Genomic DNA, 14,155 nt, shown 5'->3' with positions numbered 1-14,155 from the left:
AAAGTAGTGCAATAAATAGTTTTAGGTTGTTTTTTATGTTTTCGAAGCCTTCGCAAACGGTTTACACCGTGTCGCGCCTTAATAGAGAAATTCGCACAATCCTTGAGCAAGGTTTTGCATCTTTAGTGCTCACGGGCGAAATTTCTAACTTTATTACCCCTGCATCTGGACATTGGTACTTTTCGTTAAAAGACGATAAAGCACAAATTAAAGCCGCTATGTGGCGCGGGAATAATCGCAACCAAAGCTATCGCCCTACAAATGGCGCGCAAGTTACAGTAAAAGCACGTGTATCACTTTATGAACCTCGCGGTGACTACCAGCTTATTGTTGAGCATATGGAACCGGCCGGCGAAGGTCAGCTAAAACAAGAATTCGATGCGCTTAAAATGCGTTTGGCCGCCGAAGGATTATTTAGCTCTGCGTATAAAAAACCACTTCCGCAAAATATTAATCGTATTGGTGTTATTACCTCAGCAACCGGCGCTGCTATAAAAGATATTTTAACGGTACTTAAACGCCGTGCGCCGCAGTTAGAAGTAATCATTTACCCTGCTATGGTACAAGGCAAAGAAGCACACCTACATTTAATTAATCAAATTGAATTAGCTAATGCTCGTGATGAAGTAGACGTACTTATTTTAGGACGAGGCGGCGGATCACTTGAAGATTTATGGTGCTTTAATCACGAACAGCTCGCACGGGCTATTTTTGAAAGTGAATTACCTATAGTAAGTGCAGTAGGCCATGAAATAGATACAACCATTAGCGATTACGTTGCTGATGTTCGTGCAGCAACTCCATCAGCCGCAGCTGAGCTTGTAAGCCCAAATACGCAAGAGTTACACAACAAAGTAACACAATTAGTTAATCGTTTATCTAACGCGTTTAAGCACGGTATTGCCGATAAACGCGCATTAGCAACGCAGTTACAACACCGCCTTAATTTGTGTCATCCGCGTAATCAGCTGAGTCAAAAATCACAACGTTTGGATGAGCTAAGCATTGCGCTGCAACAAGCTATGCGTAATCGTTTATACCAACAAGAACGCACACTCAATAACTTAACGCCGCGTTTGATGCGCCAATCACCTGATAAAAAACTCACTTCAGCAAGCCATCAACTCTCGCAATTACAAGCTAGGCTACACCAAGCTATACAGCATCAGTTACAACAAGCGAATAATAGCTTAGCACTGCAAGCAAGCAGGTTAGACTCGGTAAGTCCGCTTAATGTTTTAGCGCGCGGTTATAGCATCACTAAAACACAGCAAGGGAAAGTAGTTAAATCTGTGGGGCAAATTAAAACAGGCGATGTTTTAGTCACAGAGTTAGTCGATGGCTCTATAGAATCACAAATTATTTAAAGCTCTGTACTTAGCAACATTTTAAGTTCGCTATCGCTCGATGTGGAGGTAGTGCTTTTAAATTGTTGCCAAAACTCTTGTTCCATCAACTTATCGTTTAACTCTCGCCATTGAGCATTACCAAATCTGTCGTTATCAGTAGGAGCGGCAAGTTCAAATTCACATACTGTTTTTTTACATTTTGCACTAACAACGTCAGGAATAATTGATAAATCAGCTGTTAATAAAAAATCTTGTAATGCCATTTCAGTACGATAAGCCCATTCTTCGTCGCGCGTTTGCTTTTCAAATTTATCACGTAAAATCTGCTCAAAATCTGAAGGGCTCCTCATTTTCTTTAAAACACTTTTGAGCGCCGCTTTCTGTTCGGCGAGTTGCTGCTTAAGCTGAGTTACTTGCTCTTCTAAAGGTAGTTCATCAAGCATTTGGGTTTCTGAATTGGTTGTAGGCGTGTCTTCAGCGGGCTCTATACTAGCGACTTGCTCAGGTACTACAGAGTCTGCATTACTTAATACCTCATTACTTTGTTGTTCAGTATGAAGCTTTTGCTGTTTTTCATAACTTGGCTGCGACTTAACAGATTCTGGATGACTTGAAGCTGCGTTAAAGTAGCTCCAAGTTAAACCTACACCCGCAATAAACCCAATCCCTAGAGCCAATAAACTATTCTTGTTCATGTTAATTCCTTTTAAGTTTTATTATTTTTAATTACTTATAACATTGCACTCGTGTGCGATTCGTTTTCAGGCTCAGGATTTGCTAAAAAATTTTGGTTCATACTTTGCGCCGGACACTCACAATCCGGTCGACCAATAATTTTAGCGGGTACGCCAACAGCGGTTGTGTGTGGTGGAACATTGCTAAGTACAACTGAGCCCGCACCAATTCGTGCGCCCTCACCTACTTCAATATTACCCAGTACTTTAGCGCCGGCGCCAATTAATACGCCCGCTCTAATTTTGGGATGACGATCGCCCTGCTCATTGCCTGTACCGCCAAGCGTTACAGATTGCAAAATTGATACGTTATCTTCAATTACCGCTGTTTCACCAATAACAATACCGGTTGCGTGGTCAAACATAATGCCTTTACCCACTTTACATGCAGGGTGAATATCGACCCCAAACACTTCAGAATTACGGCTTTGAATAAAGCGCGCTAACTCTTTGCGGTTTTGTTGCCACAAGCAATTAGCCAAACGGTGCGCCTGAATAGCATGAAAACCTTTTAGATTTAATATAACCGTAAGATAGGTTTCTGATGCAGGGTCGCGGTCTTTTACAGCTTTAATGTCCTCAGCAACAAAAGATAGCATACGGTCACATTTTACAAATGCTTGGTCAAACAGCTCTCGGATAGTGAATGCAGATACCACCGCATCAGCCAACTTATTAGCAACAATAAAGCTCAATGCCGAACCTAAACAATCATGATTTAAAACACATGAATAAACATGACTTGCTAATAATGGTTCACGTTTTACTACATCGTTAGCTTCGTCGCGAAGCTGTTGCCAAATTGCATGACGCATAATACTGCACTGCCTTAAGTTGATATAAAATAGCCTTTTCCCAAGTCTAACGGATTTAACCACTAAGGTGTTAATCCCTTAGTTATTTGTTCTGGTTATTAGGTATAACTGTTTATTGAGTTTCATTATTAAATAATAAAAATGCCTCGATGCTTATAGCACCGAGGCATTATTTTAACGCTTAAAAAACACTTAAATTATTGAAATACTTTATCGACTTTCATCACTTCAATATTTTTTGCAGGAATTGCTAATTTATAATCAGCAATCACTTTATCTTCAGCCACTAATTCGGCAGGTTTATTAGTGTTGTAAATCATTGGCGATGTTTGCTGCGATGCTAAACGTTTTTGCATATCAGCGCCGTCACCAGTAATAAATACATAGTGAACATTGTCTGTTTGTAAGTTTTCTTTAATAACGCGATTTACATCAGCAAGCGTTAGCGTTTTAAGTTTATTAGTTACGTAACTTACAAAGCTATCTGTGTTGTAAAATTCGCTATCAAGTGCGTAACCTAATTGGCGATTTTGACTTGCCACCATTTGCGGCACAAAGTTAATTAAAAAGTTACGCGTAGCTTCAAAGTCATCTTCGCTCATACCATTTTTAATTAGCTTATCTAGCTCAAACAAGGCGGTACGTGTTGCAAAGTGCGCATCGTTATTAGAGCGAAGTGGGCGTAACCACACTTGAAATATTTGCTCAGAGCGCCCTAGGTTTGCATCTGGCTTGGTTTGAAACATACCACGTGGAAAGTATTCAATGTATGCGTAATCGCCATAGTTCATGCCGCGAGTTTCACGAATGCGCTCATATAAAAAGCTGTTAGAACTACGGTGCTCACCAAAGTACGAACGCACAAGCCAAAGGGCTGTCCAGTCTTCGCTACTTCTAATTGTATCAATAGGGAAACCAAACGATACCGCCGTCGATTGCGCTGACTTTTCTACAATAGTTGCATGATGACCTTTAAGCGCTGGCGCATCAGGAATACTTAAACGGCTTTGCTCACCCTTTGGTAGCGTTGCAAAATCGCTCATCATTTTAGCTTTAAGGTTTGCAGGCACAGCCCCAATTAAGCCAACCGTGAGTTTAGATTGCGTAAGCTCGCTGTTATAAAATGCTTTAACATCATCCAGCGTCAACGCTTCTAAATCCGAAATATCACCGTAGTTGTAACTTTCGTAAGGGTGATTTTTGTAAAGCGCACTGTATAGCACTTCTTTGCCTAGCTCTTCATCGTTAGATGCTTTTAAGCCTGATTTAATACCATCGATCATTTCTTTTTTAAGGCGTTTAAAGTCGTCATCTCTAAAGCCTGGGTTTAATAATTGATCGCTCACAAGTGAATACCACTGCGCTACATTGTCTTTATGAATACGTCCTTGAAACGACAGCATTTCTTTATCTATTTGATAACCAAAGCTACCTGCAAGCGGATAAAGTGCTTTTTGAATATCTTTATAGCTTGTCGCCTCTGAGCCACCTTGTGCAAGCATAGCCGCAGTTAACGCAGCAACACCTTTTTTGCCTTGAGGGTCGGCAGCCGCGCCGGTATTGAATAAAAAGTTAACATCGATTAATGGCGAGCTATTGGTTTTATCAAGTACTTTAAATGCAGGCTTCGCAGGTGCTTGTTCAAGCTTTGCAGTAAGCGCATTTAAATCAACTTCTTGCTCGAAACCTGGGGCTTTATCAAGTGCCGACATCGTTAAAGTGGTACGTGCGTTATCAGTAAAGTATTTATTAGCAACGGCTTTAATATCTGCGCTGGTAATGTTATCTGCCGATTTATACAGCTGGTTTATAACCTCAGGATCGCGCTCAAAATGCATGTAGCTTGCAAGGGTTGATGCAATCGCTTGCGACGAATCTAAGCCATTAATAAAGCTGTACTTAAGGTTCGATTTTAAATCACTCAACTTTTGCTCATCAACAAGCTCAGTGCGTGCTTTTGCATAAGTTCGGTTAATGGCATCGCGCGCAGTGGCTAAATCGTCTGCGTTTTCTACTTTAACAAATACGTGTAATAAACCCGGATCTTTGGTCTCTGGGTTATAGGTAAACATTTGGCTAGCAATTTGTTTGTCGACCACTAGCTCTTGATATAAATCTGAATTACTAGAAAAATAAAGCTGTGAGATTAAATCGAGTGCCGCTCTGTCTTTTTTAGCAGGCTCCCACGCAGCGCCTTTGTACGATACAAGTAACCAGTGTCCTGGTAGCGCTTCATCTTGCTGGTGCAAATATTTTGGTGCTTGTTGAACAGGTTCTGCTTTAATGTCAGCAACATAGTTACCCTTTTTCCAGCTGCCCCAATGCTTTTTAACCATTGCCATTGTTGCTTGTGGGTCTACATCGCCCACAATAACAAGTGACACATACTCAGGCTTATAAAACTTAGCAAAAAATTCTTTACCATAGGCCATTTGATCAGGCATGGCTTCTATGTCTTTAAAAAAGCCCATAGTGGTGTGTTTATACGTGTGCTTATCAAACGCTTCTTCGCGTACAGCGCTTAATAATTTACGAATTGGGCTCGCGTTGTTTTTTAAGTACTCACCTTTTACCGTTTGTGCTTCGGTTCTAAATTGCTCTTCGGTGTAGGTTAAGTTTTGAAAAATATCAGCTTCAAGCTCAAGTACTTTATCAAGGTGCTGCTTCGAAAAGTTTAAATGGTAATTTGTGTAATCGTTTGTTGTATAAGCGCGGTTATCAACACCTGAATTTTTTAATATGTCTGAGTACACATCTTCAGGGTATTTTTGTGAGCCTTTAAACATCATGTGTTCAAAAAAGTGAGCAAAGCCTGTTTTACCCTCTTCAACTTCGTTACGCGACCCAACCGATACCGGAATTTGCAGCGACACTACATCAGGGTAATCGGTTTTAACAACCATGACACGTAAGCCGTTTTCTAGCTCTTCAATTAAGTAATCTTGCGAAAAAACACGGTCATCAGCTTTATTTACTTGTTCTTTTTGTGCTGTTGTTTGCGTGCTTTGGTTTTGTTGCATGGCGCAACCTGTTAACGCCAGCGATACCGCTAAGCTGGTTGCTAATAATTTAAATTTCATTGTTGTCCCTTTTTAAATTGAGCAAATTTGTTGTCAGATTTAACTCTTTAATTATGCCCCAAAGCCAATAAATATAAGAGCCCCAAGGGAATTTATTATGTAAACAACTGTGTCAATTATAAATTATGGGAACAAGCACTATGAATAAACATCATGTTAATTGAAAAACTTTCATTAAATAAATCTATCTAGACGTCTAAATGGCTGCTATATTAAATCCATCAAAACAAACTTAGCTGGAATGAGGATTATGGCTTTATCACTAAAAGAGAAGATAGTGGACACCAACCAAGGTGTTTATCTTATTGGTACTACCCCGCCTAAAATTGGCACCGATAAAGCGCAATTAAAAACCATTGCAGAAAAGCTATTAGGTCGCTTACACGAAATTGAATACGACGGCGTGATAATTTACGACATTCAAGACGAAAGCAGCCGAACTAATCAAGACCGTCCATTTGCGTTTAAACAAACCGTTGATCCGCGTGAATACAGCCATTTACTTCGTAATTTATCTGCACAAGATGTAATTACTTATAAAAGTGTGGCGCAGCGTGGCGTAGGCGAATTTAAAGATTGGCTAAGTGAAACTAAAAACGACTACGATTTACAAAATGTTGTTTTAGTAGGTAGCCCATCATCGATAGGCGATATAAAGCTAAGCCTGCCAGATGCGTATAAAGCAATGGCTGAGCAATCAGATGATTTCTTTTTAGGTGGCGTTACTATTGCCGAGCGCCATTCAAGTAAACGAAATGAGCACGAACGATTAATAGAAAAAACAGCACAAGGTTGTCAGTTTTTTATATCGCAAGCTGTTTACGATGCACAAGCGACTATAGAGCTAATCACTAGCTACGCACGTACATGTAAAGCACAGGGTATTACACCTCAACGTATTATATTAACGTTTACCCCGTGCGGCGGCGAAAAAACCTTAGAGTTTATGCAATGGTTGGGTATATCAGTGCCAGAGGCAACTAAATGGCGCATGCTCGATGCAGACAATACATTAAGCGAATCCGTCCGTATTTGCCGCGAAAACCTCGACTTAATACTTAAAAGCTGTGCGCACCTAGACGTGCCACTGGGCTTAAATATTGAAAGCTTAACAAACCGTAAAGAAGAAATTGACGCATCAATTAACTTATACCGTTTATTAAAAGCTATTATGGAATTAAACCTTGCTGAAAAATTAATAGCTTAAAGGCTAGGTAAGAGCTAATTAACACCCTTCTTGGCAAGCCTCATGGCTTGCTTTTTTATGTCCGTACTTTGAAAAATAAATTAATAAGTACAAGTAAAAATTTGCAGCTTAAGCTATCCATGAAAGCTATTTTTGGTTATTACTCTCAAGCCTTTTTAAGGCAAACCCCATCGATGAGCACATAACACCAAAAATAATTCCCTCATCAGATATAAATCTAATGCTAGGAAGCGCTTCAAATAAGCTTATTATTGCTAATGAAAAAATAAAACCTATCGCAGAAAAAACCAGCCAAGTTTTTGTGGCATGAGTCATGACGAACTTCCTTTTATTATTGTTCTTTTTTAGCGAGCCTATACGCTTGTTTATTTTTATACATTGCGTGGTCTGCATCATTCAATAGCGCTTCAAAGGGCTGCTTTTGTTTATTAGTAAAACTATAACCTATGCTGAGCGATAAATCGCAAACGTCTTCTTTGAGTAAAGCTTTTGAATACTCAGAGGATATTTTATCCATGATGTAATTAATTTTACTCTTATCGCTTAATTGCATTACTGCAACAAACTCATCGCCACCTAAGCGCCCTACTATATCGGCATCTCTTAAATGCGTTTTTAGCGTATCTGCCAAAATAATTAAGGCTTTGTCACCTACTTCATGACCAAAGGTGTCGTTTAATTTTTTAAAGTCGTTTATATCTATAAACAAGCAACATACGTCGAATCCTAAACGCAGTGCTAAATTTAGCTTTTGCTGAGCGAGTAAGCTAAGTGCCCGGCGGTTATAAATATCTGTTAATGAGTCTAACATGGCTATTTCGCGCATTTGCTCATAGCTATACACAAGCGCTAGGTCGTCTTCAATTAAATCGCGTAGTTGCTCTATGAGCTCAAAGTATTCATCGGTATAGCTTGTTTTTTTAGTATCTTTTAAACACAACGTGCCAAATACTTCGCCTTCAGGCCAATGAATAGGTAAGCCTAGGTAGGATTCAACGCCATCCTCAACTACTTCTGGGAGAGTGTTCCATGCATCGTTATTGCTTGCATCATTAACATATAAAATATTATTAGTTTCAGCGACGTGCCGACAAAAAAGAGGAGTTTGAGGGGGAAGTATCGGGTTGGTTTCAAAGCTTGAGCCACCTTCGTTATTTCTAATAACAACGCGATAGCCTTTGCTTGTTGCCTGAACTATATAACCAGACGGGGCTGAAAAAAGCCCCGTGATAAGGTCCATTGTTTTTTGCCATTTATGCAAAGATATTTGGCCATCAACACCAGAGAATGCCCATTTATCAGTTTCAAACATTAACTTTACCTCGGCTATTTAATAGCTCCAGTATAGGCAAAAAAGTAAAGTAAAAGCTATTATTTACGACGTCTACTTGGCTCTCTTTTACCTGTAATGCGTTTTTTATCGCGATCTTTTCGAGATTTATTAGTATTTTTACGATTATCTTTGGGCTTTTTATTTAAGTCAGGCTCGTAACCTTCTAACCACTGCGGCGTTAAACGCGTATCGAGTAATACTTCAATTTCTTCTAGCAGCCATTGCTCATCAAGACTTACCAATGACATAGCAAGCCCTTGTTCACCAGCGCGACCTGTACGGCCAATACGGTGTACGTAATCCTCAGCAATGTAAGGCAGCTCAAAATTAATTACGTATCTAAGTGTAGAAATATCTAAACCACGCGCAGCGACGTCGGTTGCAACAAGTACGCGTGTAATACCCTCTTTAAAGTTTTGCAATGCACGGTCACGTGCGCCTTGCGATTTATCGCCATGGATTGATTCGGTTTTTAACCCATCTTTACACATTTCTTTAGCAAGCTGATCGGCCATTTGTTTTGTGCGAGTAAAAATAAGCACTTGGCGCCAGTTTTTCATGCCAATCATGTGCGATACAAGTTCGCGCTTACGATCCTCATCTACAGCGTAAATAACTTGCTCTACTTCAACCGCAGCTGAGTTACGTTTATCAACTTCAATTAGCTCTGGGTTTTTAAGTAGTTTTTTACTGAGTTCAAACACGCTGTCATCAAACGTAGCTGAAAAGAGTAAAGTTTGGCGATCGCCCGGTATATGTCGCAATATACGTCTAATTTCATCAATAAAACCCATATCAAGCATGCGGTCGGCTTCGTCAAACACTAAAGAGTCTACGCTTGAAAGTACCACACTGCCTTTAACTATATGATCAAGCAAACGCCCTGGTGTGGCCACTATAACTTGCGCTGTTTTAAGTGCTTTAATTTGAGGGCCAATACTTGCACCACCATAGGCTAAAGCACCATTGATATTGGTACCTTGTGCGTACTTTTCAAAGCTGGCAAATACTTGCTGAGCAAGCTCTCGTGTTGGCGTTAAAATTACAACGCGGACAAGGCCTTGCTCATCTTTTTTAGGGGTATTTAAAAGCTTATGCAATAGAGGTAAAACAAAGGCGGCGGTTTTACCCGTACCTGTTTGCGCGCTGCCCATTACATCACTTCCGGCTAAAATAGGCGGAATAGTTTTAATCTGAATTGCGGTAGGCTGAGTGTAATTATTTTGCTCAATCGCTGTTAATAATAACGGGTCGAGATTAAGTGATGAGAACGTAGTGGCAGACATAGGCTTAGCTTTAAAATAACAAAGAGCGCTATTGTACGCATATTACTGTACTGCGTAAATTAACCAGTCCAGAAAAGTATTTAATCGTGATTGCTCTCTTTCGCTTTAGCGCAAAAACAATAAAAAAGGCGCTAAATAACCGTTGTATTTAGCGCCTTTTATAATTTACTGTAGCTTTAAGCTGGCTTTAGTGTCGCTTTACGTTCGTTGTAAAACGCTATTAAATCGTCAACTGTTGCTTGGCAGTATTCGCGAATACCCGAAACCACCATGTGCTTTTCACCACTACCCACTTTAACGCCGTTTTCTAACAGGTTAAAACGTAGTGTAATTTTTCCGCGCTTACCGGCGTACTCAAAACTAGGCTCTGCAAATTCAAGTGTCGGCGCTGTAATATCAAGGTTATCAAGATTGATAAGCATTGATTCGTAAATTACCATTGGGCGCGCAGGGTTTATCATTACCTCTTGCTTGCCCATTAATGGAATAATTACATGCGGAAAAGTTGTACCAGAAAACTCAACATAATTTTTTATTAGACTATTAGTTAGTGCTGGGCATTGGCTGGTTTTACCGCTGCGCTTTACCTTTAAAATTACTTTTTCGCCATTGGTAACATCAAACTCATCGGCTCCCTCAGGGAAATGTAGTTTGGTGTTTTCATCAACCATACCGGCAAAAGTAAATTCCATTTGTTCACTAATACCGTAGCGGTCTAGTACCAATGAAAAAAGTAAGTCTCCTGGCGCGCAAAACTTTTTGGCATCTTTGTCATGAAGTGGATTAAAATCGTCAGCAACGCATTTAGCGAAGCGACAACCCTGCTCACGAGAGATAGAAACATAATCAGCATGCTGCTGAAAAAAAGGACTTAACATAGTTTGTTCACTGCTTAAACTGCTTATAACCTATCTATATTACCAGAAAAAAAATATTGAGAGGTCGAATCTGTTAGATTAATGGCTAAATAAAACAGAGTAATAAAAAACAATGACCTTTTATTTATTAGCACTATCAATTATATGTGTTTTTCCGCACTACAAAATATCAATAATGCGGCAACCCCTTTGGCACTACTTAATGGCTTTAAGTGTAGTAAGTGGGTATTTTCAAGGTTATATAAATTTGTATGCTCTGCTCAGCACTGGGCTTTACGTTGTTTTATACTACTGTGTGCTAAATGCAAAGCGGGCAATAATACGCGCTATTTTAGGTACTGTTTTTATAATTTCCTCACTGGTATTAGCACTTCATTGGGTGCCTGGTTTTAATAACCTCCCTATTGTTATAGATGAGCGTATTACAAACGATGCGATTACTTTTACCCTTTATGCTAATTTTGATAAAGCTATGGCTGGGTTATTCCTTTGTGCTTACTTTTATTCGAATAAAAAAGCTTTAAAAGCAGACTCTAATAAAGCAGGCCCATTAAACGTTAAACAACCTATTTTTATAATTATTGCTACTGTTTTAGCTTCGCTCACTGCGGCTTTAACACTTGGACTTGTAAGCTTTCACCCAAAAGTGCCCAACTTTTGGTTAGCCTTTATTGCTATTAATCTTTTATTTACCTGTGTAGCTGAGGAAGCTTTGTTTAGAGGTTTATTACAAACCAAACTTAGCCAAATAATCACATCTACTCGCCTAGCGCTACTTGCCCCAATAATGACAGCAGCAGTGTTTGCTTTGGCGCATTTTGCTGGAGGATTTAACTATGTATTGGTTTCATTTATTGCAGGCTTAGGATATAGCTATATTTTTTATAAAACGCAGCGCTTAGCGTGGGCTATTATATGTCATTGGTTAGTTAATGTTTGCCACTTCTTTTTGTTTACTTACCCTATGCTCAGTAAAATCTAAATACATTTACAAATGCTAACAATTTACCCGTTAGCAAACATTGCCAGCATTTGATTTTGTTAGTAATTTACTACTTTAAATAATAAATTAAAGGACTAATAAATATGCTACGTTTTATAATGGCAATAACAGTGCTGGCCACAATAACTGGTTGTTCAGGAATGACTTATCATACAAATATAGACAACGGTGTTTTATCTCAAGAAATTGGCACCTACGTTAATAAAAGAGATTTACAGCAATTTTATAGCGACCAAGAAGCACACGAAAGTGGCGCAACACTCCTAGGCCGAATAGAAGGTGAAAGCTGTGATGGCGACGGTATGGGCAGCAATAATGTAAGTTACAATCGCTCTAAATCAAACGCGATTGATTTACTTAAAGCTGATGCTATGCGCAGGGGCGGGAATGCTTTTACTATTAATTCTTGTAGTGAAACGTCTGTATCGTACTGCGACTTATCTGTTTTATGCACCGGACAGGCCTACGACTATTAATAAGTAAAAGTGCAAATTATATATTAAGCGCAAAGCTCAGTAGCACACGCTTTCCAGACTCGATTTTAGATACGCTGTGTTCGTACTTATCGGGTCTGAACAAATACACGCGATTAAATAAATTTATAATGCATTTTGAGCATTTAAATACCCCACCCGCTTTAGGTTTCTCTAATACAAAATTAAGCTTGTAATAGCGCCCTTGCTGCACAGGGTCAATATGGTTCATTACGCTATGATTGGTTGGGTAAGTAACAAGGTTTATCGAAAATGTGTTACTGCTAAAAATGGCTTTGTTTTTTACAGGTGCAATCATACTGCCTCCTATGAGTTTATATTCCCTATTGTATCATTGGGCTAAGTACTAATACTTTAGTTAAACAATATCAAAATACGATGTCATATAGCTAAACAGCCTGAAACAAAAAAGCCGAACTTATTTTACTAAGCTCGGCTTTTAAAAGTACATTGTTTAGCAATTATGCACTTGGGTATTCGCGGTACGCACGCTCTATATTTTTAGCCTGCTTTTTAGAAATACCTAAATGAGCAAGCGCTACACGTAAACGAGCACGTGATAAGTCAGAGCCTAATATTTCCATTGCATCAAGCACTGACGTACTTGATGTTTTGCCTGTAATTGCGACAAAAATTGGCTCTAAAAAGTCTTTAATTTTAAGCTCGTGAAATGTAGCCACTTCTTTTGCAATTGCAAAAATAGCGGGCTTATCAAAGCTACGTAAGCCTTCAAGCTGCCATACAAAAAATTGTAGGGCTTGGCGTATTACGTTTTCGTCTGCTTTACCAGCTGTTAATAGCGCAGGATCGTAAGTTGGAATACCACCTACAAAGTGCCCTGCCAGCTCAACCATATCCGAAAGGGTATTAATACGCGTTTTAGCCTCTGGTAATACTTTAGCTAACATTTCACCGTTAAACTTCCAATCAACAAAGCGCTGAATTAACTGCTCGTCGGTTAGATTTTCACGGATCCACATGCCGTTTAACCAGCTTAATTTATCCACGTCGAATACTGGGCCACCAAGCGATACGCGCTTCATGTCAAAGTTTTCAATCATTTCATTAAGTGTGAACTTTTCACGCTCATCTGGCATTGACCAACCCATACGACCTAAGTAGTTAAGCACGGCTTCTGGTAGGTAACCCATTTCTTTATAGTAGTTAATAGACGTTGGATTTTTACGCTTAGATAGCTTTGATTTATCTGGGTTACGTAGTAATGGTAAATGACCAAGTACCGGCGCTTCCCAACCAAAATCTTCGTAAAGTTTTAATAACTTAGGTGCTGAGTTAATCCACTCTTCGCCACGGAAAATATGACTAATTTGCATATGGTGGTCATCAACTACGTTCGCTAAAAAGTACGTTGGGAAACCATCCGCTTTTAAAAGAACTTGCATGTCTACGTTTTCCCACGGGATCTCAATTTCATCTCGTAGGTAGTCGTTAAACTTAAATGTGCCTTCGCTTGGGATTTTCATACGTATAACGTAAGGTTTGCCTGCCGCTAAGTTTGCTTTAATTTCTTCATCTGTATGGTTTAAACCACGACCGTCGTATTTAGGGCGCAAGCCTTCTGCCATTTGCTCTTCACGCATTTGATCAAGCTCTTCGCTTGTTGCAAAGCAGTAAAACGCTTTACCATCGTCAACTAACTGATGCGCGTATTTTTTATATAAATCGCTACGCTCAGATTGACGGTAAGGACCAAATTCGCCACCCACATCAGGACCATGATCCCACTCAAGCCCTAACCAGCGTAAGCTATCCATAATCGCAAGTTCAGACTCTGGCGTGCTACGTACTTGGTCTGTATCTTCTATACGAAGTACAAATTCACCGCCTTGTTGTTTAGCAAAACAGTAGTTAAATAAGGCGATATAAGCGGTGCCAAGATGCGGGTCACCAGTTGGCGACGGGGCAACACGGGTGCGAATTGTCATGGTAAATTCTCTTTAAATAAGTGAGATAAT

At 39.6% G+C, this 14,155-nt stretch carries 13 protein-coding genes; 4 read left to right on the top strand and 9 right to left on the bottom strand.

The features are described from left to right. Positions 1 to 35: 35 nt before the first annotated feature. Entirely contained in the window at positions 36 to 1,367 is a 1,332-nt protein-coding gene (gene xseA, locus JG479_RS03865) for an exodeoxyribonuclease VII large subunit (protein ID WP_200220005.1), read from the top strand. On the opposite strand, the gene JG479_RS03860 is transcribed toward xseA, so the two are convergent. The 3 genes from JG479_RS03860 to JG479_RS03850 form a co-directional block, all read right to left on the bottom strand. Next, positions 1,364 to 2,044, bottom strand: a complete 681-nt coding sequence (locus JG479_RS03860) for a hypothetical protein (RefSeq protein ID WP_200220004.1) — start codon at positions 2,042 to 2,044, stop codon at positions 1,364 to 1,366. The two genes, xseA and JG479_RS03860, sit on opposite strands and share 4 nt — an antisense overlap. Positions 2,045 to 2,079: 35 nt before the next feature. Then, a complete protein-coding gene (gene cysE / locus JG479_RS03855; RefSeq protein WP_002958786.1) occupies positions 2,080 to 2,898 on the bottom strand; it encodes a serine O-acetyltransferase in 819 nt (272 codons plus the stop codon). Between the two features lie 197 nt (positions 2,899 to 3,095). Continuing rightward, positions 3,096 to 5,978: a M16 family metallopeptidase gene (locus JG479_RS03850; protein WP_200220003.1), complete on the bottom strand. Its 2,883-nt coding sequence runs from the start codon at positions 5,976 to 5,978 to the stop codon at positions 3,096 to 3,098. Between the two features lie 250 nt (positions 5,979 to 6,228). On the opposite strand from JG479_RS03850, the gene JG479_RS03845 reads away from it, so the two are divergent. Then, positions 6,229 to 7,185: a methylenetetrahydrofolate reductase gene (locus JG479_RS03845; RefSeq protein ID WP_021032136.1), complete on the top strand. Its 957-nt coding sequence runs from the start codon at positions 6,229 to 6,231 to the stop codon at positions 7,183 to 7,185. Between the two features lie 126 nt (positions 7,186 to 7,311). Here JG479_RS03845 and JG479_RS03840 read toward each other — a convergent pair whose 3' ends face one another. From JG479_RS03840 to JG479_RS03825, 4 genes are all read right to left on the bottom strand, one after another. Beyond that, entirely contained in the window at positions 7,312 to 7,500 is a 189-nt protein-coding gene (locus JG479_RS03840; protein WP_039484956.1) for a hypothetical protein, read from the bottom strand. Positions 7,501 to 7,516: 16 nt separating this feature from the next. Further along, a complete protein-coding gene (locus JG479_RS03835; RefSeq protein ID WP_200220002.1) occupies positions 7,517 to 8,497 on the bottom strand; it encodes a sensor domain-containing diguanylate cyclase in 981 nt (326 codons plus the stop codon). 59 nt (positions 8,498 to 8,556) lie between these two features. Then, positions 8,557 to 9,804, bottom strand: a complete 1,248-nt coding sequence (locus tag JG479_RS03830; RefSeq protein ID WP_200220001.1) for a DEAD/DEAH box helicase — start codon at positions 9,802 to 9,804, stop codon at positions 8,557 to 8,559. 176 nt (positions 9,805 to 9,980) lie between these two features. Continuing rightward, positions 9,981 to 10,682, bottom strand: coding sequence for a DUF3581 domain-containing protein (locus JG479_RS03825; RefSeq protein ID WP_200220000.1), 702 nt, complete (start codon positions 10,680 to 10,682; stop codon positions 9,981 to 9,983). Between the two features lie 112 nt (positions 10,683 to 10,794). On the opposite strand from JG479_RS03825, the gene JG479_RS03820 reads away from it, so the two are divergent. Both JG479_RS03820 and JG479_RS03815 read left to right on the top strand, forming a co-directional pair. Beyond that, positions 10,795 to 11,664 carry a CPBP family intramembrane glutamic endopeptidase gene (locus JG479_RS03820; protein WP_200219999.1) on the top strand — a complete coding sequence of 290 codons (870 nt, stop codon included), beginning with the start codon at positions 10,795 to 10,797 and terminating at the stop codon, positions 11,662 to 11,664. A gap of 104 nt (positions 11,665 to 11,768) precedes the next feature. Next, positions 11,769 to 12,161: a hypothetical protein gene (locus JG479_RS03815; protein ID WP_033020692.1), complete on the top strand. Its 393-nt coding sequence runs from the start codon at positions 11,769 to 11,771 to the stop codon at positions 12,159 to 12,161. A gap of 16 nt (positions 12,162 to 12,177) precedes the next feature. Here JG479_RS03815 and JG479_RS03810 read toward each other — a convergent pair whose 3' ends face one another. Together JG479_RS03810 and gltX are read right to left on the bottom strand one after the other, a co-directional pair. Further along, positions 12,178 to 12,477: a hypothetical protein gene (locus JG479_RS03810; RefSeq protein ID WP_002958795.1), complete on the bottom strand. Its 300-nt coding sequence runs from the start codon at positions 12,475 to 12,477 to the stop codon at positions 12,178 to 12,180. Positions 12,478 to 12,640: 163 nt separating this feature from the next. Then, positions 12,641 to 14,125 carry a glutamate--tRNA ligase gene (gene gltX, locus JG479_RS03805; RefSeq protein WP_002961608.1) on the bottom strand — a complete coding sequence of 495 codons (1,485 nt, stop codon included), beginning with the start codon at positions 14,123 to 14,125 and terminating at the stop codon, positions 12,641 to 12,643. Positions 14,126 to 14,155: the final 30 nt, after the last annotated feature.

Source organism: Pseudoalteromonas sp. LC2018020214 (genome assembly GCF_016598755.1).
Classification (GTDB): domain Bacteria; phylum Pseudomonadota; class Gammaproteobacteria; order Enterobacterales; family Alteromonadaceae; genus Pseudoalteromonas; species Pseudoalteromonas distincta.
This window is presented reverse-complemented; position numbering and strand designations above follow the sequence as displayed.

Bases quoted from the DNA above. Each gene is read 5' to 3' on its own strand.
- xseA (WP_200220005.1), top strand. From the start codon at position 36: ATGTTTTCGAAGCCTTCGCAAACGGTTTACACCGTGTCGCGCCTTAAT.
- JG479_RS03860 (WP_200220004.1), bottom strand. From the start codon at position 2,044: ATGAACAAGAATAGTTTATTGGCTCTAGGGATTGGGTTTATTGCGGGT.
- cysE (WP_002958786.1), bottom strand. From the start codon at position 2,898: ATGCGTCATGCAATTTGGCAACAGCTTCGCGACGAAGCTAACGATGTA.
- JG479_RS03850 (WP_200220003.1), bottom strand. From the start codon at position 5,978: ATGAAATTTAAATTATTAGCAACCAGCTTAGCGGTATCGCTGGCGTTA.
- JG479_RS03845 (WP_021032136.1), top strand. From the start codon at position 6,229: ATGGCTTTATCACTAAAAGAGAAGATAGTGGACACCAACCAAGGTGTT.
- JG479_RS03840 (WP_039484956.1), bottom strand. From the start codon at position 7,500: ATGACTCATGCCACAAAAACTTGGCTGGTTTTTTCTGCGATAGGTTTT.
- JG479_RS03835 (WP_200220002.1), bottom strand. From the start codon at position 8,497: ATGTTTGAAACTGATAAATGGGCATTCTCTGGTGTTGATGGCCAAATA.
- JG479_RS03830 (WP_200220001.1), bottom strand. From the start codon at position 9,804: ATGTCTGCCACTACGTTCTCATCACTTAATCTCGACCCGTTATTATTA.
- JG479_RS03825 (WP_200220000.1), bottom strand. From the start codon at position 10,682: ATGTTAAGTCCTTTTTTTCAGCAGCATGCTGATTATGTTTCTATCTCT.
- JG479_RS03820 (WP_200219999.1), top strand. From the start codon at position 10,795: ATGACCTTTTATTTATTAGCACTATCAATTATATGTGTTTTTCCGCAC.
- JG479_RS03815 (WP_033020692.1), top strand. From the start codon at position 11,769: ATGCTACGTTTTATAATGGCAATAACAGTGCTGGCCACAATAACTGGT.
- JG479_RS03810 (WP_002958795.1), bottom strand. From the start codon at position 12,477: ATGATTGCACCTGTAAAAAACAAAGCCATTTTTAGCAGTAACACATTT.
- gltX (WP_002961608.1), bottom strand. From the start codon at position 14,125: ATGACAATTCGCACCCGTGTTGCCCCGTCGCCAACTGGTGACCCGCAT.